Raw genomic sequence first — 21,473 nt, 5'->3', positions numbered from 1 at the left:
TCAGGAAGCGTCGCGACCGGATCGCGCAGCCAGCGCGACGCCGAGTGCGATCCAGCCGACGATAAAGGCCACGCCGCCCAGCGGCGTGATCGCGCCAAACCAGCGCGGCGCCCCCAGCGCCAGCGCGTAGAGGCTGCCGCTGAACACCACGATGCCGATGGCAAAGGCGGCGACGGCGACCCGGCGTGCGCGCCCTGTCGCCGCCATCACTGCGAAGGCGAGCGCGAGTGCGTGCCAGAAGTGATAGCTCACCGCCGTATGCCACAGCTCGCTGCCGCGGGCATCCAGCACATCGCGCAACGCATGCGCGCCGAACGCCCCCAGGATCACGGCGCTGGCGCCGGCCAGGCCGACCAGCACGCCTGTAGCGTAGGCAGGTTGTCGCATGCGCAAGGCTCCTCGGTTCGCCGCCGTCCAGGCGGGCGGCCAGTGTCGTATGCTGCCTGGATGATTCCTATCGATTCTCGCACGAAGCGTTGTCGCACCCGCCGGTGGCTGATGCTGCTGATGCTGGCCTTCGGCACGTGGCTGCTAGCCGGCTGTCATCGCGACGACAACATCGAATGGCAACTCGTCAATGTCACCGGCCATATGCCGGACCTCGACTTTCAGCTGGTCGACGACCATGGCAAGAAAGTCTCTGGCCAGGACTATCGTGGCAAGGTAGTGCTGCTGTATTTCGGCTACACGCATTGTCCTGACGTCTGCCCACTGACGCTTGCACAACTGCACGTGGTGATGCAGCGCCTGGGGCCCTTGGCCGATGGCGCGCGCATCCTGTTCGTCAGCGTCGACCCCGCGCGCGATACGCCCGAGGTCATGCACGCCTACGTCAATGCATTCGATCCGCGCGCGATCGGCTTGTCCGGCACGCCGCGCGAGATCGAGGCGCTGAGCAAACGCTATCGATCCGCCTTCACCCGCGAGCCCGATCGTGCCGACGGCCAGTATGAAGTGAGCCACAGTTCGGCCATCTATCTGTTCGATGGCCAGGGCAAGGCACGCCTGCTGTCCACGCCCAACAACACCCAGGACGAAATGGTTCACGACCTGCATCTGCTGCTGAGCCTGGGATCCAGATCATGAGTCGTCGCATCGCCCTGCCCTTGCTCCTTGCCGGCCTGATGCTGACGACCGGTGCCGGCGCCACCGAGGCGGAACACGTCCGCGCCAGCGGCGCCTGGATTCGCGTGCTGCCCGGCGATCTGCCTGCCGGCGCTTACGTGGTGCTGGAAAATACCGGCGACCAGGCGGCCAGCCTGCGCGGTGCGCATAGCTCGCGTTATGGCGAGGCGATGCTGCACCAGAGCTCCGGCGCCGGTGGCGTCAATCGCATGGCGATGGTCGATGAGCTCGCCATCCCGGCGCATGGGAAGGCTGAGCTATCGCCTGGCGGTTACCACTTGATGCTGATGAAGGCTGCTGCGCCGGTAACGATTGGCGAAAAGGTCAAAGTGACGCTTACCTTCGGTGACGGCAGCACGCTGGATGCCGATTTCGTGGCGCGGCCGGCCAACGCCACCGGCGGATAAAACTCGCCGCACCACCTGTGGGAGCGCACCCTGTGCGCGACAGGTTCGGCAGCCGAGCGCTTGGAGGCTTCGCAAGCCCCGAGTCGCGCACAGGGTGCGCTCCCACAGTGAGGGTTATTGCTGCGCTGTTGCGGCAGATCGCCGAGACGGCCACGGCTTGCGCCGAATACGCCCGCTGCGCGAGAGCCGCAACCATTGGCGCATCGCCAGCAGCCCGCCGATGGATTCGATCAAGGCCGCCGGCACCCACATGATCACGCCGCCCACCAACTGCGCCGTGAGCACGTTGAAGGTAAAAGCGCGGCCGCAGATCTCGAAGATCGGATAAAGGTCGGTCTTGGAGAAGGTGACGATGGCGCCGGCCAGGATCTGCGGCGTCATGGTGATGCCAGGCGACAGCACGCGGATGCCCGGTGTCATGCGGCCTGGGGGACGGGGGCGATGGTCGAGCACCAGCCACCAATAGGTGAAGCCACTGGCCAGCATCGACCAGTTCATGAAGCGGTAGATGCGCCAATCCAGCATGGCGAGCGTCTGCATCGACGGGATCAGCCAGATCAGGATGAACGCGACGAACAGCACCGTGGCCACCGCCGGGTTACACCACACTGCGCTCGCCATGCGCCACGGCGCCGAACGGCGAATGGGATGCAGCAGGCGCAAGCGCCATGCGAAGGGCACGCCCTTGTGCAGCACCGTGCCGGGATACGAGGCAATGATCAGCAAGGGCGCCAGATGGTGCAGCAGGATCTGCTGGATGCGATGCATGAAGAACTCATGCTCGAAGAAATAATCCAGATAGGTGTGCAGCGACACATAGATCAGCGCCATGCCCGTCCAGAACGACAGGCGGCGGCCGAAGCTCACTTTCAAGCGGCGGCATCCGCGCACGTACAACACGCAGCAGGCGACAAAACCGAGCAGGAACACCCAGGAAAACTCCCAGGGCACGATCCACTTGAGCACGCTATCCATCATCGAACGTACCGGACCGTATCAGTGGCGACCAGCCATCATACGCGCCGCTCCGCGCGCATCCACGACAAGCGGCTGCGACACTTCAGCACTGCCGGCCAGCTTCACGCACGCCGCCTGCTGCGCCGGGAGCGGCGCCAGCCGTAGAGCAGGCCGATCACCGTCACCAGCGCCGGGATCAGCACGATATTGATGAACTTCAGGCGTAGGCCCAGCGCGTCGATCTCGGCGTTGAACTGGTGCTGCACATCGCGCAATTGCTTGTTGATGGCCAGCTGACGCTGCAGGAACTGTTCGATCTCGGCGCGCTGCTCGGGGCTGGCGGTGTCGCCCCGCCCTGCTGACTTGGCCGGCTGCAATTCGCTCAGGCGCGTACGCGTGACGGCCAGCTCGCGCTGCAATTCCTGCTTCTTGGCCAGGTACTTCTGGTCGGCCGCGCTCTGCAGGGCGAGCACGCGCGTGAAGGGTCGCTGCGAACTCACCCGGCCATGGATGGAAAGCAGCGCCGAGGAACCGCTGAGGTTATCGGCGATATTGGTGATCAGATCGCCGTTGTTGGCGATCGCGCTCAACTGCGGCTGGCCCAGCAGGCTCTGCGCGTACGACACCCACAGGCGATCGCTCAGCAGATCGGTATCGGCCACCAGGATCACTTCCGCATTGCCTACGCCAGGCACGTGACCCTTCTCCCCGGCACGTTCCGGGAACGCACTGGGAAACTGGCCGCGCACGCGTGCGGCGATCACATAATGCAGGTTGTCGGGCTTGTAGTTGTCGAGCAGTCCGGCCGGGTTGTTGAGCGACTCGCGCACGCGTTCGCTCGACACCACCTCGGCATCCGTCGTCGACTGCATGAGCGGCTGCAGGCGCGAGGTGGTACCCGGGGCCAGGTCGAAATAACCCACGCTGGACACATTGATGCGCTGCAGGCTCGCCGTGGTCACGTCATCGTGATTGAGTTCCTGCTGGCCCAGGCCGAGCATGGCCGGATGGCTCATCGAACTGTTGTCAGCCAATTCGATGCGCAACGCGCGCGAACGATCGAGCACGACTTTTTGCGGATCGTATTGCACGCCCCAGGCCTCGAACAGGCGCGACAGATTCGAGTTGTGGTCGTCGGTGACGCCGCTGCTGTCGATGAACGGCGTGTTGTCCATCTCGGCCACCGGGTCCACGAACACCACCAGATGACCGCCGTTGAGCACGTATTGATCGATCGCATACAGCGCATCGGCCGGCAGGTGCTTGGGATGGATCACCAGCAACGCCTTGATGTCGGCATCGACGTGGGTGAGCTTGCCCGGATCGAACGACTTCACGTCAAACTGCTGGCCCAGCTGACGCATCACCGCCCACGGCTCCTCGCCGATCACCGGATTGCCCTGCACCGGCAGGCTGCTGATCACGCCGATATGCGGCTTGGACGGCTGGTCCAGCTCGTACAGCAGCTTGGCGATGTCGTATTCGAGGAAGGTTTCACGCGACGGGTCGAACAGCGCAATCGACTGCACCTTGGTGGGCAGGTGCGCGTCGCCATCGCCATCGCCATCGGCGTTCGAAGGCAGCGTGCTGCCCACCAGGCCGAAGAACACGCGCTCGCCGTTGGTGCCGCCGCTGATGGGCGACAAGCCATAGCCTTCCGCGCTGGCCTCGTCGTCTGAATACGGCACGGGATCGACAATCTGCAAACGCAGGCGGCCGTGCGCACGCGCCACCATTTCCTGCAGCATTTCGGCCACGCGCTGCTCATAGCTGCGCAGCTGCGGCAGGTCGCGCGTGGCATGGCTGGAGAAGTAAAGCGTGAGGCGCAACGGCGCATGCAGCCCATCCACGATATGTACCGTGCCGGGCGTCAGCGTGTAGAGCTTGTCCGAGGTAAGGTCGATGCGGCCCATGCGCCAGCGGCTGCTGGCCAGCACGAACGTCACGAACACGATCGCCAGCAGCACCAGTGCCACCGACAGTACGGCGCGACGACTGAAATGGATGCGCCGCATGCTCATGGCGTCCGCTTCAGGTCGAGCGTCAATACGCCGGCCGTGAGCCAGGCGGCCATGCACGCCACGAAATACAACAGATCACGCAGGTCGAGCACGCCACGCGAGATCGCCTCGAAGTGGCGCACCATGCTCAGGTGCGCGAGGCCGTTCACCAGCTTGCGCGGCAACGCGCCCTGGAAAAACTCCATCACCTGCGGCTGCCCCACCAGGATCAGCAGAAAACACACGACCAGGGTCAGCACAAAGGCCACTACCTGGCTCTGCGTCACCGCGGACAAGCAGGCGCCGATGGCGAGGAACGCGCCGGCCATCAGCCAGCTGCCGATGTAGCCGGCGAGGATCACGCCGTTGTCCGGCGAGCCCAGATAGTTCACGGTGATCCAGATCGGGAAGGTGAGCACCAGCGCCAAGCCGATAAACAGCCACGCGGCGAGAAACTTGCCGAGCATCGCCTGGGCCAGCGTCAACGGCAGGCTCATCAGCAATTCAAGCGTGCCGCCCTTGGCTTCTTCGGCCCACATGCGCATCGATACCGCGGGCACCAGCACCAGATAAAGCCACGGATGCATCACGAAGAACGGCTGCAGGTCAGCCTGGTTGCGCTCGTAGAAATCGCCCGCGTAAAACGTGAGGATGCCCGACAGCACCAGGAAGATCACCAGAAAGACGTACGCCACCGGCGTCACGAAATAACTGCGCAGCTCACGGCGTGTCACCGCTGCGATCGGACTCATTCGCGGTTCTCCGCGCCGGTGGTGATCTGGCGGAAGACTTCGTCGAGGCGCCCGCGTTCAAGCTGGATCTCCGACACCTCGAGCCCTTGCTGACGCAGCAGCGTCTCCACTGGTTCCAGGATGCGTTCGCCCGGGCGCGGAAACACCGTGATGCGCCCGTCCATCGGGTCAACTTCGATCGACGACACCTGCGGCAGCCGTCCGAGCATTTCCTGCGATACGCCACTGCCTGGCGCACTGAAGGACACGGCGCCGTGGTAGCGCGAGCGCGATTCGAGCTCGGCCGGCGTGGCATCCACCATCAGGCGCCCGTTGGCGATGATCACCACGCGATTGCACAAGGCGTGCACCTCTTCCAGCAAATGCGTGGAGATGAGGATCGTGCGGTCGCGCGCCATCTGATCGATCAGCTGGCGCACCGTGTGCTTCTGGTTGGGATCCAGACCATCGGTGGGCTCGTCGAGCATCAGCACCTGCGGGTTGTGCACGATCGCCTGGGCCAGGCCCACGCGGCGCTTGAGGCCCTTGGACAAGGTATCGATGCACTGGTCGAGCACGCTCTCAAGCTGCAGTCCGCCGACCACGCGATCGAAGCGCCGCGAGCCTTCGTCGCGCTGCAGACCACGCATGCGGATGATGAAAGACAAAAATTCGCGCACCGTCAGCTCGCCATAGCTCGGCGCGCCCTCCGGCAGATAGCCCAGCGCGCGCTTGGCCTTGAGCGGCTCCTTGCGCACGTCGTAGCCGCACACGCGCGCGGTGCCCGAGCTGGGCTCGAGGAAGCCCGCGATCATGCGCATGGCGGTGGTCTTGCCGGCGCCGTTGGGGCCCAGCAGCCCGAGCACCTGGCCCGGTTCGGCGCGGAAACTCAGCGAGTCCACCGCCGTGAGGGCGCCATAGCGTCGAGTGAGCAGTTCGGTTTCGATCATGTCCTGTGGAGTCAGTCGCGTGCAGTGCTGCGCGCATGGCTGCGGGATCGACCCGCACTGTAACCGAAAGTTCGCCTGGCCCGATCCACGCAGGGCCCGAAAATGAAAAGGCCCTTCCGAGGAAGGGCCCTTTCGATGCTTGCCGCCGGGGCGACTTACTTGCCGGCGCTGGCAGCGCTGGCCGGAGCGGCGGTGCTGGACGAGGCCGGAGCCTGGTCGCTGCCGGTGTCGTCGAGCGACGGCGGCTTGATGCCCGCAGCCTGTTCCGGGGTCTGGTCCGGAGCCCAGCTCAGCGGCAGGTACACGTCGAACTCGGCGTACTGCGTGACCTGGTCTCCCTGCTTCACTTCCGGCTTGGCTTCGATGTCGTAGAAGCGGTTGGTCACTTCGTCGAACTTGTAGCCGTGGGTCTGGGCATAGGCCTTCATCAGGTCGCGGGTCTGCGGCACGCCGGCGGCGGTACCGTTCCACACGGCCTTGAGGGCCGGGCCACCGAAGGCGAGATAAGCGCGCACATCGTTGTCGACGATCAGGCGGCCAAAGCGGTCATGACCACCCGGAGCCGTGTCACCGGCGGTGCTGCCCGCATCGGCGCTGGTGCTGGCCGCGGCGGCATTGAGGTCCGGTGCCTTGGCGGCCACCAGCTCGACGGTCTGGCCGGCAACGTTCAGGCTGGTCGCGCTGATCGGCATGGCCACGTCGAACGAGTAGTTCTGGTCGCCGTAGTTGGTCGTGTAGATGATGCGCGGACCGGTGGTGGTCACGCCCAACTTCTTGGCGGCGGCCTGGATCTGGCCAATCGCCTTGTCCGTCGCGTCATTGAGGGCTTCGAGGCCACCCTTGCGCTCGATCGAGGAGGACACCATCAGCACCGGCGTGGGCTGGGTCTGCTCGATGTACGGGATCAGCTTGGTGTAGTCCACGTTCTGGACCGCAGCCAGCACGTTCTGCAGGTTGTTCAGGCTGAACTGGATGAAGGAATCCGGATCGCCGTGAATGTACAGATTGGAATAGCGGTTGATCAGGTTGAAGCCGTAGTCGACGTCATACGACCAGGTCACCTTGGTCAGCTGGCCGCGGCTGCCGTTGCGCTCCAGATCAAGCGTGAAGTGCTTGTCATTGCCGCGCCAGTCGTTGTCGACGTTCCACACGATGGTGGACTTCTTGGCGGTCGAGTCGACCTTGTCGAAGCTCGGATCGGCGGAGGCGATGGTGAACTTGCCGTTGCCGACCTTGCCGTCATCGCTGGTCCAGCTGATTTCGGCGCCCGGGCCATAGGCCTTGCCCGAGAAGTCGTACTTGATGTTGCGGTCGTACTCGCGCTGCACGGAATACTCCGGGAAGCGGCGGAAATTGCTCAGAACGTCATAGACCTGACGCATGTCCTTGCCGACGACCAACGACCGCTCGACATGGCCGCTGCCAGGCATCACCACGCCCACTACCACCGCCACTACTATGACGATGATCAGGGCAACAATAAATTCAAGAACACGCATCATTCCAGGATTCTCCGCACGTCTCTCTGCTACACGGCACAAGGGCAGTCGCCGGAGACCGGCCCGCCACGGGGGATTCCCGAAGGATCGCTGCATGCACGGGGGGTCGGCCAGCGCCGAAGTCCCCGATACTACTTGCTCCGGCATCCAGCCGTAAAGACTGCCTGACACGGGCCTTCCAGACGCCCGCGAATGGCGCCCAGCAAGGCCCTGCGGTGGATCAGACGATGCCCAGCTCCAGCGCTTTGAGGACGGCGCGCGTGCGGTCGCGCACGCCCAGCTTGGAGAGAATGTTGGAAACGTGGTTTTTCACCGTTCCCTCCGCCACTTTCAGCGAGTTGGCGATCTCTTTGTTGCTGTAGCCACCCGACAGCAGGCGCAGGATCTCGGTCTCGCGCTCGGTCAGCGGGTCGGGCTGTTCCAGGCTGGTGAACTGGTTCTGCATGCGGCCGACGCCTGCCAGCAGGCGCTGGGTGACCATGGGCGCCACCAGCGAGCCGCCGGCGGCGACGGTGCGAACGGCCTCCACCAGTTGCTCCAGCGAGACGTCCTTGAGCAGATAACCGCGGGCGCCGGCCTTGAGGCCTTGCAGTACCAGCTGATCGTCGTCAAAGGTGGTGAGGATGATGGTGGGCGGCAATTCATTGCGGGCGGACAGCGCCTGCAGCACTTCCAGCCCGCTCATGTTGGGCATGCGCAGGTCCAGCAGCACCACGTCGGGCCGGATCCGCGGGATGTCTTGCACGGCCTGCGCGCCATCGGCGCATTCGGCCACCACGCGGATGTCCTCGGCCAGGTCCAGCAGTGATCGGACACCCTGGCGTACCAGGTTCTGGTCGTCAACGAGACAGACGGAAATCATCGCGGATCCTCGAAACGTAGGTGGCCGGCGTGCGATGCCCGCGGCCAACGGAGAGAACGATGTCGCTTTCCAAGCGGCACATTTTTACACGACCTCCGCCCAAGGCTACAGCATGCCCAGCGCGGGTGGCTCGAACCGTGACGGGGTGTGCGCGAGTTCCGGCAGCTCGCCCAGCGGCAGGCGCACGGTGAGCGCAAACCCCTGCAGCAGCGCCGGATCGACCATCACACTGCCCTCGAACTCGACCAGTCGCTCGCGCATGCCGGACAAGCCGTTGCCCGGGCGGAAGTTCGTCGCGCCGCGACCATCGTCGCGCGCGTAGAGCTCCAGCAGGTTGGCGTTGACGTAGTCAAAGCGCAGCCACAGGTTGCGCGCGCCGGCATGGCGCGCAGTATTGGTGATGATTTCCTGCGCGCAACGCAGCAGCACCTGGGCCCGGCGGGGATCTTCCACGCTGAAACGCGGCGGCGTTTCCATGTGGACGGTCAAGCCGGGCACGCCTTCGGTGAGGCTGCGCAGGGCGACGGTCAGGTCGATCGCGTCGTCCTGGCGCAGCTCGCTCACCACTTCGCGCACGTCCGACAGCAGATGCTTGGCCGTCACCTGCGCCTTCTGCACGTGTTCGGCGGCCTGCGCATTGACCAGGTGGCTGGCCACTTCCAGATTCAGGCTGAGCGCCGTCAGGTGATGGCCGACCAGGTCATGCAGATCGCGCGCAATGCGCATGCGCTCGGCAATGCGGGTTGATTCGGCCAGCAAGGCGCGCGTGGCGCGCAGCTCGGAATTGAGCCGCCGCTGCACTTCGCGCTCCTCAGCCTGCAGGCTGGCGATCATCGAGGTGAAGAACACCAGCGCCGAGATGCCCAGGTACATGCACACCTGCAGGAACGCCGTGACGATGGTCCAGCCCATGTAACTGGCGATGATCGGGATCAGCATCAGGTTCTGCAGCAGCATCCAGGCCAGCCCCGCGCCCACCGGGAGCTGCCAGGGCAGCACCACGGCGATCACCAGCATCAGCATGGCCGACAGGCCGCTCTGGCTGAACCAGCCCATGGCCACCGCCGAACCGGTCAGCACCACCAGCCCCAGCAACTGGACGATGGAGGGGTAGCCAGTCTGGCGTGTCATGCCCGAGCGCCGCGTCAGCAGCAGATAGGTCACGCCGAAGATCAGGTAGGAAAGAATCCAGCCGGTGATATTGGGATTGCTCCACCACGCACTGACCTCCGCCAGCCCGCCAGGACCGGAGAGCAGCGGCAGCGCGACGCACAGGTACGTGAACAGACCAGCGTACCGGAGCAGCCGGATGTGATTAATGTTTGACCAGGCCATATGCGCATCATTCGCTACCCGCAGACTTGGTGCAATGCGTGAGAAGTCATTGCTCCACCCCTGCCAGAAGGCACGACCGTTGGCGCTTTACAAAGGTTTTACATGGTGCGCCGTGTTATGTGCGGCCGCGTGGCACATGTCATAATGCCGGCGTCACGCGGGGCCGAACCAACGGTCTTACTCTTCGAACCACACACAGCGGAGCAACGAATGGCCCTTGCCATCCGCGACGTGCGAGAGCACGACCTGGATGCCGTACTGGCGCTCAACAACGCCGCCGGCCGCACCATCCTCGCCCTGGACACCGCACAGCTGCGCTATTTCTACGACCATGCGGACTATTTCCGGGTGGCCGAGATCGATGGCCATCTTGCCGGTTTCCTGGTCGCCTTCCGCGAAGGTCGGGACTACGACAGCCCGAACTACCGCTGGTTCTGTGAGCACTACCCGCAATTTGCCTATATCGACCGCATCGTCATCGCCAACGCCTACCGCCGCCACGGCCTGGGTCGCATTTTCTATTGCGACGTCACCAGCTATGCGGAAGTGCGCGTGCCGCTGTTGACCTGCGAAGTGTTCCTGGAGCCCCGCGATGACGTGGTGGTGCTGTTCCACGGCACCTACGGCTTCCAGGAAGTGGGCCAGCAACGCATGGGCAGCGACGGTCCCCAGGTGAGCCTGCTCGCCAAGGACCTGCCCAGCTACGCCTTCGTGCGAGAAACCTATCTGGACCACGACGGCCTTCCCGATGTGCCGTGGCTGGCCGAACGCCAGCACCCGTCCTCCTCCCCTGATACCACCCGGCGCCGCCTCGCGGGAGAGCGCCGCCAGTGAATGCAAAGATGGATCAACAAGACGCCTGTGACCTGCGCTTCGGCCAGGTAGGCATCGCCAACGTGCGCATCAAGCGCGTGGACGCCGCTGCGCTCTGCGAAGAGCTGGAACGCCGCGTTCGTGCCGCGCCCCAGCTATTCGCCCGCGCCGCCGTGGTGCTGGATCTCAGTCACCTGATGAACCTGCCCGACGACGGCACGGTCGACGCGCTGCTCGAAGCGGTGCGCAGCGCCGGCATGCTGCCAGTGGGCCTGGCCTATGGCACCAGCGAAGTCGATGCGCTCTCGCAGCGCATGGGTTTGCCGTTGATCGCCAAGTTCCGCGCCGCGTATGAGCCCGCCGATGGCGGCAGCATCGCGCCGCCGGCACCGCCAGCAGCCGCTGCAGAACCCGCGCGCCGCGCCGAGCCTGTGCGCCAGGAAGCCGAGCCCGTTGCGCCGCTCACCAACGCCGGTGCCCAGCATTACGAAGGCACGGTGCGTTCGGGCCAGCAGGTGTATGCACGCGATCGCGATCTGGTCGTCACCGGCGCCATCGCCAATGCTGCCGAGGTGATTGCCGACGGCAGCATTCATATCTACGGCAGCTTGCGCGGCCGTGCGATGGCCGGCGCACAGGGCGATGAGAAAGCGCGCATATACATTTCAGACTTCCGCGCGGAATTGGTGGCCATCGCCGGTCACTATCGCGTGTTTGAACAAATTCCAAAGGACCTCGAAGGCCAGTCTGTGCGATGCTGGCTCGAAGGGGAAAAATTGCTGATCGCCAAGCTTTGACGATCAGTCATTACAACTACAAAGAACCATGCGGAGATGAGCCTTGACTGCTGAGATTATCGTTGTCACCTCGGGCAAGGGTGGCGTGGGCAAAACCACGACCAGTGCCTCGCTTGCCACGGGCCTCGCCATGGCCGGCAAGAAAGTCGCGGTGATCGATTTCGACGTCGGCCTGCGCAACCTCGACCTCATCATGGGCTGCGAGCGGCGCGTGGTGTACGACTTCGTCAACGTCGTGCACGGCGAAGCCACGCTCAAGCAGGCGCTGATCAAGGACAAGCGCTACGAGACCCTTTACGTGCTGGCCGCCAGCCAGACGCGCGACAAGGACGCGCTGACCCAGGAAGGCGTCGAGAAGGTGCTCGAAGACCTGGGCAAGGAAGGCTTCGATTACGTCGTTTGCGATTCGCCCGCCGGCATCGAAAAGGGTGCGCACCTGGCGATGTATTTCGCCGATCACGCGGTGGTGGTGGTGAACCCGGAAGTGTCCTCGGTGCGCGATTCGGATCGCATCCTGGGCCTGCTCGCCAGCAAGACGCGCCGCGCCGAGCGCGGCGACGGTGCGATCAAGCAGCACCTGCTGCTGACGCGCTACAACCCGGCCCGCGTGGCCGTGGGCGAAATGCTCAGCGTGAAGGACGTCGAGGAAATCCTCGGCATCAACGTGGTGGGCGTGATTCCCGAATCGGAAAACGTACTGGCCGCCTCCAACGCCGGCGTGCCGGTGATCCTGGACGACAACTCGTTTGCCGGCCAGGCATACAGCGACACGGTTGCCCGCATCCTTGGTGAAGAACGTGCCCTGCGCTTCCTCGAGGTGCCGAAGAAGGGCTTCTTCCAGCGCGTATTCGGAGGCTGATCGGCATGGGTATTCTTGATTTCCTGAAGCGCAAGCCGGAACCCACCGCTGGACTCGCCAAGGAGCGTCTTCGCATCATCGTGGCTCAGGAGCGCTCCACCCGCGGCGCTCCGGACTACCTGCCGTTGCTGCGCAACGAGCTGCTCGAAGTGATCAAGAAATACGTCCACGTCGACCTCGACGCCATCAACATCAATGTCGAGCGCGACAGCGGACACGAGATCCTCGAGCTCTCCGTGGCGCTGCCCGAGAACACGCCAGCCAAGTCGATCTGAAGTCGTGGCGCGGCACTGCCGCGCCACGCACTTCGCGATGTGCGTCGCCGCTGAACCACGGCGACTCTTTCCCCATGCCAGTTCCCACCTCTCCTCCTGACGAAGCCAGCGTGATGCGCCTAGCCGAGATCGGCTTCGAGGCGCCTGCGCGCCTGCTTGCGCGTTACGGGCTCGACCTGCAGCGCGTGGATGTCGGCACGCCTATTCCCGGCAGCTTCTGGGGCGATGAGGAAGCCGGCATCATCGGCACGACGGTTTACGCGCGCGACGACACGCCGGTGCATTCGCTGCTGCATGAAGCCGGTCACCTGATCGTGCTGCCGCCGGAGCGCCGCAGCGAGGTGCATACCGACGCCACCGACTCGGTCGCCGAAGAAGACGCCACCTGCTATCTGCAAATCGTGCTCGCCGACGAACTGCCCGGCGTGGGCCGCGAGCGGCTGATGGACGATATGAATGCCTGGGGCTATACGTTCCGGCTCGGCTCCGCCCAGGCCTGGTTCGGCGAGGATGCCGCCAATGCCCGGCAGTGGCTGGTGGAACACGGCCTGTTGAGCCAGGACGGGCAGCCCGTTTTCAGCTGACCCAAGCGGGCCAAGCAAAACCTCCCGCTTATCTCACACCGAGACAACACCCGCTGGCGCAGTGTGATATCGCCAATCGGGAGACCGTGCGTGACACCATGGCTGAAGACAGCGGCCAGTGTGCTATGTGCCGCGATGCTGGCCTCGACCACGCTTGCCGGCGATGCCGCCGGTGGCTCGGCGCGCTCCGGCGGTTTCGTGGCACGCATTGATCTGAGCGGACCGATCGGCCCGGCCGCCGCGGAATACGTCGATACCTCCCTGCAGCACGCCATGCGCGACGGTGCCGCGGCGGTGGTGATTCAACTCGACACGCCGGGCGGCCTGTCCGATTCGATGAGGCAGATCGTCGCCAGCATTCTTGCTTCCCGTCTCCCGGTGATTGGTTACGTGGCGCCGGGCGGTGCGCGCGCCGCATCGGCAGGCACCTATATCCTCTATGCCTGCCCGATCGCCGCGATGGCGCCCGGCACGCATCTGGGTGCGGCAACGCCGGTATCGCTGGGTGGTAGCGGCACGCTTCCTCTACCCTCGCCCGCCACATCCGCGCCGGAGACAACGACGCCAACAGGCGCCGATGCGGAATCCAACAAGGTGGTCAACGACGCCATCGCCTTCATCCGGTCGCTGGCGCAGCTCAACGGTCGCAACGCCGAATGGGCTGCCAAGGCCGTGCAAGGCGCGGCCACGCTCACCGCCGACGAAGCGCTGCAGAAGCACGTAGTGGATCTGGTAGCGCCGGATGTTTCATCGTTGCTCGCCCGCCTGGAAGGTCGTCACGTGCGTGTCGACAACCAGGATGTCACCCTGCATCTCACCGGCCTGCCCTTGCGCGACTACGCACCGAACTGGCGCACGCATCTGCTGGGGCTGGTCACCCATCCCACCATCGCCTACCTCCTGCTGCTTGCCGGCATCTACGGTCTGGTGCTCGAAGCCTTCCACCCGGGCGTATTGTTGCCGGGCGTCGCCGGGGCGATCTGCCTGCTGGTCGGGTTATACGCCCTGCAGTTGTTGCCGGTGAACTACGCCGGCCTAGCCCTGATGCTGCTGGGCGTGTGCCTGGTGCTGGCGGAAGCCTTGATGCCATCGGTGGGCGCCATCGGCATCGGCGGCGTGCTCGCCTTCGTGATCGGCTCGATCATGCTGTTCGATGCCGGCGTGCCGGGCTATGCGGTGAACATGGGTGTGATCGCGGGGATGGCCCTGGCGGGTGTGGTGGTGCTGTCGCTGCTACTGCGCCTCGTTGCGCGGGCGCGCCGCACGCGGGCCTTCAACGGTGACGAACGCATGCTGCTCAGCACCGGCGAATTGACCCAGCCGCTCGACGCGGCGGGCGATGGCTGGGCGCGTATCGGCGGCGAGCAATGGCGCGTGCATGGCGACGCCCCGCTGCCGGCCGGCTCACGTATTCGCGTGGTGGGGCGCGACGGCTTGCTGTTGCGCATCACCCGTGCCTGACATCGGCAACAAAGGAGAGGCTCATGTTTGGCTTTGTCGGCGTGATCGTGATCTGGGTGGTGGCCTTGCTGTTCCTTTCGATCAAGGTGCTGCCCGAATACCAGCGCGGCGTGGTGCTCACGCTGGGTCGCTACACCGGCACCAAGGGGCCGGGACTGGTGATCCTGGTGCCCATCGTCCAGCGCATGATGCGGGTGGATTTGCGCGTCACCGTGATGGACGTGCCGCCGCAGGACGTGATCTCCCGCGACAACGTCTCGGTGCGCGTCAACGCAGTGGTGTATTTCCGCGTGGTGGAACCGGACAAGGCGATGCTGCAGGTGGCGGATTTTTTCCAGGCCACCAGCCAGCTGGCGCAGACGCGTCTGCGCTCGGTGCTGGGCCAGCACGAGCTGGACGACATCCTCTCGCAGCGTGACTCGATCAATCACAGCCTGCAGCAGATCCTGGACGAAGCCACCGATCCGTGGGGCATCAAGGTCAGCAATGTCGAGATCAAGGATGTGGATCTCAACGAGACGATGGTGCGTGCAATCGCGCGCCAGGCGGAGGCGGAACGCGAGCGCCGCGCCAAGGTGATCCACGCCGAGGGCGAATTGCAGGCCGCCGAAAAACTGCGCGATGCCGCGGCCATGCTTTCGCAGCAACCGCAGGCGCTGCAGCTGCGCTATATGCAGACCATGTCGGACATGTCCAACAGCGGCAAGGCCTCGACTATTGTGTTTCCGCTGCCGCTGGATCTGTTGAGGCCGCTGCTGGGCCCGAACAGCTAAGCGCTCCCACAGGGGCGGGACTTGTGTGTCTGTACAATGCCCGGCCACCCATCATCCGCGCCGCCATGTCCAGCACGCCTACCCACGTTCGCCTCGCCGTCATCGGTGGAGGCCCTGCCGGCCTGATGGCAGCGGAAGCGGCGCATGCGGCGGGCGTGGCGGTGGATGTGTTCGACGCCAAGGGTTCGGTGGGGCGCAAGTTCCTTATCGCCGGCAAAGGCGGCATGAACCTCACGCATGGCGAAGCCAAGCCGGATTTCGTGCAGCGCTACGGCAAGCGTGCGCAGGAAGTGGGGACATGGCTGCAGGACTTCGATGCAGACGACTTGCGCGCCTGGGCACGCCAGCTGGGAGTGGAAACCTTCGTTGGCACTTCGGGCCGCGTATTTCCCAGCGACCTCAAAGCCGCGCCTCTGCTGCGTGGCTGGGTACGCCGCCTGCGTGAGGATGGCGTGCGCTTCCATGTGCACCACCGATGGCTGGGCTGGACGGACGACGGCTCGCTGCGCTTCGCCACGCCCGATGGCGAACATGCGGTGCGCGCCGATGCTGTAGTGCTCGCCATGGGCGGAGGCAGCTGGCCGGAACTAGGTTCGGATGGTGCATGGCAGGCACCGCTGCTCGCCCGCGGTGTCGATGTGTCGCCCTTGGTACCTTCCAACTGCGGCTTCGACATCGGCTGGAGCGAACATATCGCTGGTCGTTATGCGGGCGCTCCGCTCAAGCCGGTGGTGATCCATCTGCGCGACCAGCACGGCCGCGAGCACGCGCGCCAGGGCGAATGCGTGATCACCGCCGGCGGCATCGAAGGCAGCCTGATCTACGCGTATTCCGCCTTGATTCGCGATGCCATCGCCGCGCATGGTCCGATCACCATCGAACTCGATCTTGCACCCGATCGCACGCTCGATCGCCTGCGCGCCGATCTGGCCAAGCCGCGCGGCAAACACTCCATGAGCGACCACCTTCGCCGCCAGACCGGGCTCACTGGCGTCAAGGCCGCGCTGCTGCACGAGGTACTCGATCGGCAGCAGTTCCACGACGTCGACACGCTGGCCCGCGGCATCAAGCGCCTGCCGCTGCGACTCACCCGCGCCCGCCCCATCGAAGAAGCCATCAGCAGCGGTGGTGGGGTGCGCCTGGAAGCGCTGGACCCGAGCCTGATGCTCGCCGACCTGCCCGGGGTTTTCTGCGCCGGCGAAATGCTCGACTGGGAGGCGCCCACCGGCGGCTACCTGCTCACGGCCTGCTTCGCCAGCGGGCGGCGCGCCGGACTCGGGTCGGCGGCATGGATCAAGCATTTGCCCCCTGCTGCCGATAACTGAGCAGAGCGTCGCAGCGCGGCACAGTCGCACTACATTTTTTCCGCCAGCTGCCGATACACCCAGCGTAGCGGGGGCCACAGAGGGGAGCTGGCAGCACGATGATGGGGAACTGGTGGCGGGTATTCGGGCGTGAACGCGCGGCAGAACCAGCGGCGACGCGTCCGGCTGCGCCCGAGCCGGAACTCCCGGTGGAATCCGCCCTGCCCCACGGGATGGTCTCGGGCGACGAGCTCGCCGAGCGTTTCTTCCGCTTCATCCTCAACCAGCCGGTCGACGCTGGCGAGAGCGCCAACAAGCCGCGCGAACAGGCCATTCTCCAGCGCCTGAAGGACCAGTGCGAAAACGGCCGCTTCGACGTCCGCAGCCTGCCGCGCATGCCCACGGTGCTGCCGCAGCTGATGCGTGCGATGAAGAACGACAAGCTCAGCGGCGCCCAGCTGGCCGACCTGATCAAACGCGACCCGGTACTGGTGGGCGAAGTCATGCGCGTCACCGGCAGCGTCACCTATCGCACTGCCCATCCGGTGGGCAGCCTGCAGCACGCCGTGGTGCTGCTCGGCCAGATCGGCTTGCGCCACGTGGTGACGTCCTATGTGATGAAGCCCATCCTGATGGCCAGCGCCGGTGCCAACGGGCAGATCGTGGGCCAGCGTCTGTGGGATCACGCCGAACGCTGTGCGCACGCCGCGGTGTATCTCAGCAAAGGCCAGTGCGACGCGTTCGAAGCCTATCTGGTGGCCCTGGTCGGCTATAGCGGCCTGGGCGCGGTGGCGCGTTTGCTGGACAAGGAGTTACAGAACGCCGAGCTACCCGCCAGCTCCATCGCCTTTATCGATGGCTGCGTGCAGCTTGCCGCCGAACTCACCGTGCAGGCGGGCCAGCATTGGGACCTGCCGCCGCCGGTGCAGGAAGCGCTGGTGGAACATCGCGAGCACGGCCACGCCGCGCTGATGCTGCCGATGAGTCGCGTGCTCTATGTGTCACAGCGACTGGCCATGAACCAGCTCCTCGCCGAACAAGGCCTGCTCGATAGCGAGGCCGGTTATGGCGAGGACCCGGTGGCCGCGTTTCCCGCGCAACTGCTGGCGCGTTGCCAGCAGGATCTGCGCAGGAGTTTTGCGCCGGCCTGATCGCAAGCGGCGTCAGCCCAGCAGACGCTTCCGCACGTCGGCCACGATGGCGTACGAGCGACAACGCGCCTCGTGCTCGAACACGTTGGCGGTGATCATCAGTTCGTCGGGACGATGGCGTTCGACAAACGACTCGATGCCCTGCTTCACCGTCTCGGCGCTGCCGATCACGGCGCAGGCGAGCGCATGCTCGACGCCGAACTTTTCAGTGGGTGTCCAGAAGTCTTCGATGTTGTCGATGGGCGGCGGAATCAGGCCCGGTCGGCCACGGCGCAGATTGACGAAACTCTGCTGCTGGGTGGTGAACAGGCGCTTTGCTTCCTGGTCGCTTTCCGCCGCGACGATATTGACGCCCAGCATGGCGTACGGCGCGGACAGGCGCGCCGAGGGACGGAAATCGCGGCGATACAGGGCCAGCGCTTCGTCCATCGCATCCGGCGCAAAATGCGAGGCAAAGGCGAACGGCAAACCCATCGCAGCCGAAAGGCGAGCGCTGAACAAGCTCGAGCCCAGCAGCCACACCGGTACCTGTATGCCGGCACCGGGAACGGCGCGCACGGGTTGACTGGGTGTCGCCGGCTCGAAATACGCCAGCAGTTCAGCCACGTCCTGCGGGAATTGCTCGGCGCTATCGAAGTAACGGCGCAGTGCACGTGCGGTGGCGTGATCGGTACCGGGCGCGCGCCCCAGTCCCAGATCGATGCGCCCCGGATAGAGCGACGCCAGCGTGCCGAACTGTTCGGCCACCTGAAGCGGCGCATGATTGGGCAGCATGATGCCGCCAGCGCCAACGCGAATGGTCGAGGTCCCACCCGCCACGTGACCGATCAGCACGGCGGTGGCCGCGCTGGCGATACCTGGCATGTTGTGGTGTTCGGCCAGCCAGTAGCGGTTGTAGCCAAGCGCCTCGGCGCGACGCGCCAGATCCAGCGTGTTGGCGAAGGCCTGGGTGGTGTCGCTGCCTTCGGTGACGGGTGCCAGATCGAGGACGGAGAACGGAATCATGGGGCTTCCTCATGCGGGAAGCCCCGATGTGGGGACGCTGTGCCCAATTGCCAGTGAGGCGGACCGGCGTCTCAGCCCATCCGCCAGTTGCGCTCCTCCACGCGACCACAGCGGCTGCATTCGCGGCGGCCGGGCTCCGGTCGAGCCCATTGATGCTTGAAAACGCGGCACATCAGCCGCTCGAGCCACTGCTTCCCCTTCATGCCCACTCCCTGACCTGCATGCCAAATTGTGCTCTACGTCACAATTTAACAGTGGCATTCAGAAAAGGCGATAACAGCGGTATGACAGTTGGAAAATGGCCGTGTTTGACGCAAGTGCTTGCATCTGCCTGACTTTTTTTCAGGCAGGCGCGGTCAACAACAACTTGGGAGAGCCGCGGAGCGCGGCATCGACGTCCGTCCAGTCCGTCGCCTCCCGCTGCCGTCAAATGACGGCAACGGGATTGGACGACGGTGCCGGTGCACGCATGCTCAGCGCATGATGCCCGTGTGGCCGAGCGAATAACGGCCCGGCTGCGGCCATACGGCGAGGCCATGCGGCTCCTGGCCGACATTGATCTTGCGCACCTGGCCGGTGGTGGTGTCGAACGCATACACCACGTCGTCAAAGCGGCCCGACAGCCACAGCGTCTTGCCGTCCGCGCTCACATTGCCCATGTCCGGGCTGCCGCCACCGGGGATCGGCCAGTTGGCCACCACCTTCTGCGAGGCGAAGTCGATCACCGACACGCTGCCCTTGCCGCCGCGCGGACCGTGCACCTTGTTGGAGCCGCGGTTGGCCACGTAGAGCTTGCTGCCGTCGCGGCTCGGATACAGGCCATGCGTGCCCACGCCGGTCTTGACGAAACCCACCTGCTTGAAGCTGGCGCCGTCGATCAGGTACACGCCGTCGGCCATCATGTCAGCGACGTAGAACGTCTTGCCATCCGGGGACGAGCGGATGTCCTGCGGCATGCCCTTCTTGGACAGGTCCAGGTAGCCGAGCACCTTGCGGTTGACCATGTCGATCTTCACCAGCTTGCCGGTGAACTCGCAGGTGAAGATGGCATAGCTGCCGTCAATGGCGAAGTCGGCGTGGTTGATGCCCTTGCAGTCCGGCGCGCTGAGGCTGGAATGCTCCTTCATGCTGTGCGCATCGCGGAAATCGAGGCGCGCGAACGCTTCGGCGACGACGATCGCTTCCTTGCCGTCCGGCGTGAAGTACATGTTGTACGGATCATCCACCGGCACTGCCGTGCCCGGCTTGCCGGTGGCTGCGTCGATCGGCGTCAGGCTGCCGGTCTTCTTGCGCTCGGCATTGTTGGTGACCCACAGCGTGCGCAGATCCCACGACGGCACCACGTGCTGCGGGCCCTCGCCCACCTTGAACTTGTCCACCACCTTGTAGGTGGCCGGATCGATCACGTAGACGTCGTTCGAACGCAGGTTCGGCACGTAAATGCGCGCCGGGTCGTTCTTCACGGCGGCGCTCAGGTGATTGAGCCCGGCCTCGCTGTACATGTTGGCGGCATTCACCACCGGCGGCATGCCAGGAACGGTGGTGACGGACGAAGCCGCCAGGGCGGTGCCGCCCAGGCACGCAGCGGCAAGCGCCAACGGTGCGAGGCGGAACAGACGGGAGGTACGCAGGGATTTAGCGATGGCCATGGCTCACAACTTAGGTCGGGTGATTCGGGGAGGTCAGTGCGCTTGCGTGTCGCGACGCAAGGCATTCACTGTATTTACCACAATAGCATTCACGCCCAGCTGACCGAGGTCAGCCGCGGAGCGTCGCGGGTCACCGCCATAGACGCCATCGGCGGCGCCCAGTTTGGGGCCGTCCTGCAACTTGCCGAGGCGCACCATCTGGGGGGCCACGGCCAGCTGCAGCGAGGTGTCGGCCAGGCCGGCGTGGGTGCCGATCTCGTCATCCCTGATGCCGTGCTGGCGAAGAATCTGATTGAAGCCCTCGGACGAGGTGGCGTAGTACTCCGGCGGCACGATGACGCGCGCCTTGCCGCCCCAGCTCTTGTTCAATTTGGCCGCGACATGGTCCAGATCCTTCAGATAGCCGCCGTGGTCGCCCAGCAGGACGATGTTGCGGAAGCCGTGCACGGCAAAGCTTTGCGCGGCCGATTCCAGCATCTGCTCGAACACGGCGTCAGGCATGGTGATGGTGCCGGGGAAGCGCATATGCGAGCTGGGCGGCGCAGTACCGCCTTCGGGCACGTAGGTCACCACCGGCGCCACCAGCGCATTGCCCAGCCGTTCGGCGATCTTCTGCGAAAGAAACGCCGCGCGCGCGTTGTGCTTGCCCACGGCGATGTACGGACCGCTTTGCTCGGTACCGCCGATGGGAATGATGATGGTGGTCTTGCCGGCCTGGACCTGGTCGCGGATCTCGGTCCAGGTGAGGTCTTGGAGCAACACAGTGTGCGGCGTCTGGGCGAAGGCGTTCGAGGCGAACAACAGCAAAAGCCCACAGGCAAGCGCTCGAAGCGGCAAATGAGACATGGGATCGTCCTGAAAAGCAGGCGCCAAGTGTAGAACGCGCCCCTGTGGGAGCGCACCCTGTGCGCGACTGCCACGTGTCAGAACCCTCGC

At 64.9% G+C, this 21,473-nt stretch carries 22 protein-coding genes; 11 read left to right on the top strand and 11 right to left on the bottom strand.

The window, feature by feature from the left end:
• On the bottom strand, positions 1-387 hold the full coding sequence (locus AC1DMY_RS03695) for a DUF423 domain-containing protein (RefSeq protein WP_477163649.1): 387 nt from the start codon (positions 385-387) through the stop codon (positions 1-3).
• Between the two features lie 111 nt (positions 388-498).
• Here AC1DMY_RS03695 and AC1DMY_RS03690 point away from each other — a divergent pair, with 111 nt between their 5' ends.
• Together AC1DMY_RS03690 and AC1DMY_RS03685 are read left to right on the top strand one after the other, a co-directional pair.
• Positions 499-1,086 (top strand): SCO family protein, encoded by a 588-nt coding sequence (locus AC1DMY_RS03690; RefSeq protein ID WP_477163648.1) that lies wholly within the window; start codon positions 499-501, stop codon positions 1,084-1,086.
• On the top strand, positions 1,083-1,532 hold the full coding sequence (locus AC1DMY_RS03685) for a copper chaperone PCu(A)C (RefSeq protein ID WP_477163647.1): 450 nt from the start codon (positions 1,083-1,085) through the stop codon (positions 1,530-1,532). Before AC1DMY_RS03690 ends, AC1DMY_RS03685 begins: the two co-directional genes overlap by 4 nt.
• A gap of 114 nt (positions 1,533-1,646) precedes the next feature.
• Here AC1DMY_RS03685 and AC1DMY_RS03680 read toward each other — a convergent pair whose 3' ends face one another.
• From AC1DMY_RS03680 to AC1DMY_RS03650, 7 genes are all read right to left on the bottom strand, one after another.
• Positions 1,647-2,510 (bottom strand): cytochrome c oxidase assembly protein, encoded by an 864-nt coding sequence (locus AC1DMY_RS03680; RefSeq protein WP_477163646.1) that lies wholly within the window; start codon positions 2,508-2,510, stop codon positions 1,647-1,649.
• 101 nt (positions 2,511-2,611) lie between these two features.
• On the bottom strand, positions 2,612-4,510 hold the full coding sequence (locus tag AC1DMY_RS03675; protein ID WP_477163645.1) for a GldG family protein: 1,899 nt from the start codon (positions 4,508-4,510) through the stop codon (positions 2,612-2,614).
• Complete coding sequence (locus AC1DMY_RS03670; RefSeq protein WP_477163644.1) at positions 4,507-5,241, bottom strand: ABC transporter permease subunit; 735 nt, start codon at positions 5,239-5,241, stop codon at positions 4,507-4,509. Before AC1DMY_RS03670 ends, AC1DMY_RS03675 begins: the two co-directional genes overlap by 4 nt.
• Positions 5,238-6,170, bottom strand: a complete 933-nt coding sequence (locus tag AC1DMY_RS03665; protein ID WP_046970580.1) for an ABC transporter ATP-binding protein — start codon at positions 6,168-6,170, stop codon at positions 5,238-5,240. Before AC1DMY_RS03665 ends, AC1DMY_RS03670 begins: the two co-directional genes overlap by 4 nt.
• A 155-nt stretch (positions 6,171-6,325) precedes the next feature.
• Positions 6,326-7,672, bottom strand: coding sequence for an SRPBCC family protein (locus AC1DMY_RS03660; RefSeq protein WP_477163643.1), 1,347 nt, complete (start codon positions 7,670-7,672; stop codon positions 6,326-6,328).
• Positions 7,673-7,889: 217 nt separating this feature from the next.
• Complete coding sequence (locus AC1DMY_RS03655) at positions 7,890-8,531, bottom strand: response regulator (RefSeq protein WP_046970578.1); 642 nt, start codon at positions 8,529-8,531, stop codon at positions 7,890-7,892.
• 105 nt (positions 8,532-8,636) lie between these two features.
• On the bottom strand, positions 8,637-9,866 hold the full coding sequence (locus AC1DMY_RS03650; RefSeq protein ID WP_477163642.1) for a sensor histidine kinase: 1,230 nt from the start codon (positions 9,864-9,866) through the stop codon (positions 8,637-8,639).
• Between the two features lie 210 nt (positions 9,867-10,076).
• Between AC1DMY_RS03650 and AC1DMY_RS03645 the strand changes: the two genes are divergently transcribed.
• The 9 genes from AC1DMY_RS03645 (at position 10,077) to AC1DMY_RS03605 (ending at position 17,883) form a co-directional block, all read left to right on the top strand.
• Positions 10,077-10,700, top strand: a complete 624-nt coding sequence (locus tag AC1DMY_RS03645) for a GNAT family N-acetyltransferase (RefSeq protein WP_121878804.1) — start codon at positions 10,077-10,079, stop codon at positions 10,698-10,700.
• 8 nt (positions 10,701-10,708) lie between these two features.
• A complete protein-coding gene (gene minC, locus AC1DMY_RS03640; RefSeq protein ID WP_477163641.1) occupies positions 10,709-11,476 on the top strand; it encodes a septum site-determining protein MinC in 768 nt (255 codons plus the stop codon).
• Positions 11,477-11,519: 43 nt separating this feature from the next.
• The gene (gene minD / locus AC1DMY_RS03635) at positions 11,520-12,335 is read left to right on the top strand and encodes a septum site-determining protein MinD (RefSeq protein ID WP_046970574.1); all 816 of its coding nucleotides are present in this window, start codon (positions 11,520-11,522) and stop codon (positions 12,333-12,335) included.
• 5 nt (positions 12,336-12,340) lie between these two features.
• Complete coding sequence (minE, locus tag AC1DMY_RS03630; protein WP_441604201.1) at positions 12,341-12,610, top strand: cell division topological specificity factor MinE; 270 nt, start codon at positions 12,341-12,343, stop codon at positions 12,608-12,610.
• Between the two features lie 74 nt (positions 12,611-12,684).
• Complete coding sequence (locus AC1DMY_RS03625) at positions 12,685-13,194, top strand: hypothetical protein (protein ID WP_477163640.1); 510 nt, start codon at positions 12,685-12,687, stop codon at positions 13,192-13,194.
• 90 nt (positions 13,195-13,284) lie between these two features.
• Positions 13,285-14,655: an NfeD family protein gene (locus AC1DMY_RS03620; protein WP_477163639.1), complete on the top strand. Its 1,371-nt coding sequence runs from the start codon at positions 13,285-13,287 to the stop codon at positions 14,653-14,655.
• Between the two features lie 23 nt (positions 14,656-14,678).
• Positions 14,679-15,428 carry a slipin family protein gene (locus AC1DMY_RS03615; RefSeq protein WP_477163638.1) on the top strand — a complete coding sequence of 250 codons (750 nt, stop codon included), beginning with the start codon at positions 14,679-14,681 and terminating at the stop codon, positions 15,426-15,428.
• Between the two features lie 65 nt (positions 15,429-15,493).
• Positions 15,494-16,753, top strand: coding sequence for a TIGR03862 family flavoprotein (locus AC1DMY_RS03610; protein ID WP_477163637.1), 1,260 nt, complete (start codon positions 15,494-15,496; stop codon positions 16,751-16,753).
• A gap of 188 nt (positions 16,754-16,941) precedes the next feature.
• On the top strand, positions 16,942-17,883 hold the full coding sequence (locus AC1DMY_RS03605) for an HDOD domain-containing protein (RefSeq protein WP_477163636.1): 942 nt from the start codon (positions 16,942-16,944) through the stop codon (positions 17,881-17,883).
• Between the two features lie 12 nt (positions 17,884-17,895).
• Here AC1DMY_RS03605 and AC1DMY_RS03600 read toward each other — a convergent pair whose 3' ends face one another.
• The 3 genes from AC1DMY_RS03600 to AC1DMY_RS03590 form a co-directional block, all read right to left on the bottom strand.
• Positions 17,896-18,888, bottom strand: a complete 993-nt coding sequence (locus tag AC1DMY_RS03600) for an LLM class flavin-dependent oxidoreductase (protein WP_477163635.1) — start codon at positions 18,886-18,888, stop codon at positions 17,896-17,898.
• A 473-nt stretch (positions 18,889-19,361) separates the two neighbouring features.
• A complete protein-coding gene (locus AC1DMY_RS03595; protein WP_477163634.1) occupies positions 19,362-20,537 on the bottom strand; it encodes a YVTN family beta-propeller repeat protein in 1,176 nt (391 codons plus the stop codon).
• 33 nt (positions 20,538-20,570) lie between these two features.
• Positions 20,571-21,383 carry a creatininase family protein gene (locus AC1DMY_RS03590; RefSeq protein WP_477163633.1) on the bottom strand — a complete coding sequence of 271 codons (813 nt, stop codon included), beginning with the start codon at positions 21,381-21,383 and terminating at the stop codon, positions 20,571-20,573.
• Positions 21,384-21,473 lie beyond the last annotated feature (90 nt).

Source organism: Dyella sp. 01L423 (assembly GCF_056399945.1).
This window is presented reverse-complemented; position numbering and strand designations above follow the sequence as displayed.

What these genes read in the sequence shown, in the direction of transcription:
- AC1DMY_RS03625 (WP_477163640.1), top strand. Translation starts at nt 12,685, where the DNA reads ATGCCAGTTCCCACCTCTCCTCCTGACGAAGCCAGCGTGATGCGCCTA.
- AC1DMY_RS03655 (WP_046970578.1), bottom strand. Translation starts at nt 8,531, where the DNA reads ATGATTTCCGTCTGTCTCGTTGACGACCAGAACCTGGTACGCCAGGGT.
- minE (WP_441604201.1), top strand. Translation starts at nt 12,341, where the DNA reads ATGGGTATTCTTGATTTCCTGAAGCGCAAGCCGGAACCCACCGCTGGA.
- AC1DMY_RS03645 (WP_121878804.1), top strand. Translation starts at nt 10,077, where the DNA reads ATGGCCCTTGCCATCCGCGACGTGCGAGAGCACGACCTGGATGCCGTA.
- AC1DMY_RS03615 (WP_477163638.1), top strand. Translation starts at nt 14,679, where the DNA reads ATGTTTGGCTTTGTCGGCGTGATCGTGATCTGGGTGGTGGCCTTGCTG.
- AC1DMY_RS03665 (WP_046970580.1), bottom strand. Translation starts at nt 6,170, where the DNA reads ATGATCGAAACCGAACTGCTCACTCGACGCTATGGCGCCCTCACGGCG.
- AC1DMY_RS03590 (WP_477163633.1), bottom strand. Translation starts at nt 21,383, where the DNA reads ATGTCTCATTTGCCGCTTCGAGCGCTTGCCTGTGGGCTTTTGCTGTTG.
- AC1DMY_RS03600 (WP_477163635.1), bottom strand. Translation starts at nt 18,888, where the DNA reads ATGATTCCGTTCTCCGTCCTCGATCTGGCACCCGTCACCGAAGGCAGC.
- minC (WP_477163641.1), top strand. Translation starts at nt 10,709, where the DNA reads ATGGATCAACAAGACGCCTGTGACCTGCGCTTCGGCCAGGTAGGCATC.
- AC1DMY_RS03650 (WP_477163642.1), bottom strand. Translation starts at nt 9,866, where the DNA reads ATGGCCTGGTCAAACATTAATCACATCCGGCTGCTCCGGTACGCTGGT.
- AC1DMY_RS03660 (WP_477163643.1), bottom strand. Translation starts at nt 7,672, where the DNA reads ATGATGCGTGTTCTTGAATTTATTGTTGCCCTGATCATCGTCATAGTA.
- AC1DMY_RS03595 (WP_477163634.1), bottom strand. Translation starts at nt 20,537, where the DNA reads ATGGCCATCGCTAAATCCCTGCGTACCTCCCGTCTGTTCCGCCTCGCA.
- AC1DMY_RS03680 (WP_477163646.1), bottom strand. Translation starts at nt 2,510, where the DNA reads ATGATGGATAGCGTGCTCAAGTGGATCGTGCCCTGGGAGTTTTCCTGG.
- AC1DMY_RS03690 (WP_477163648.1), top strand. Translation starts at nt 499, where the DNA reads ATGCTGCTGATGCTGGCCTTCGGCACGTGGCTGCTAGCCGGCTGTCAT.
- AC1DMY_RS03695 (WP_477163649.1), bottom strand. Translation starts at nt 387, where the DNA reads ATGCGACAACCTGCCTACGCTACAGGCGTGCTGGTCGGCCTGGCCGGC.
- AC1DMY_RS03685 (WP_477163647.1), top strand. Translation starts at nt 1,083, where the DNA reads ATGAGTCGTCGCATCGCCCTGCCCTTGCTCCTTGCCGGCCTGATGCTG.
- AC1DMY_RS03675 (WP_477163645.1), bottom strand. Translation starts at nt 4,510, where the DNA reads ATGAGCATGCGGCGCATCCATTTCAGTCGTCGCGCCGTACTGTCGGTG.
- AC1DMY_RS03670 (WP_477163644.1), bottom strand. Translation starts at nt 5,241, where the DNA reads ATGAGTCCGATCGCAGCGGTGACACGCCGTGAGCTGCGCAGTTATTTC.
- AC1DMY_RS03610 (WP_477163637.1), top strand. Translation starts at nt 15,494, where the DNA reads ATGTCCAGCACGCCTACCCACGTTCGCCTCGCCGTCATCGGTGGAGGC.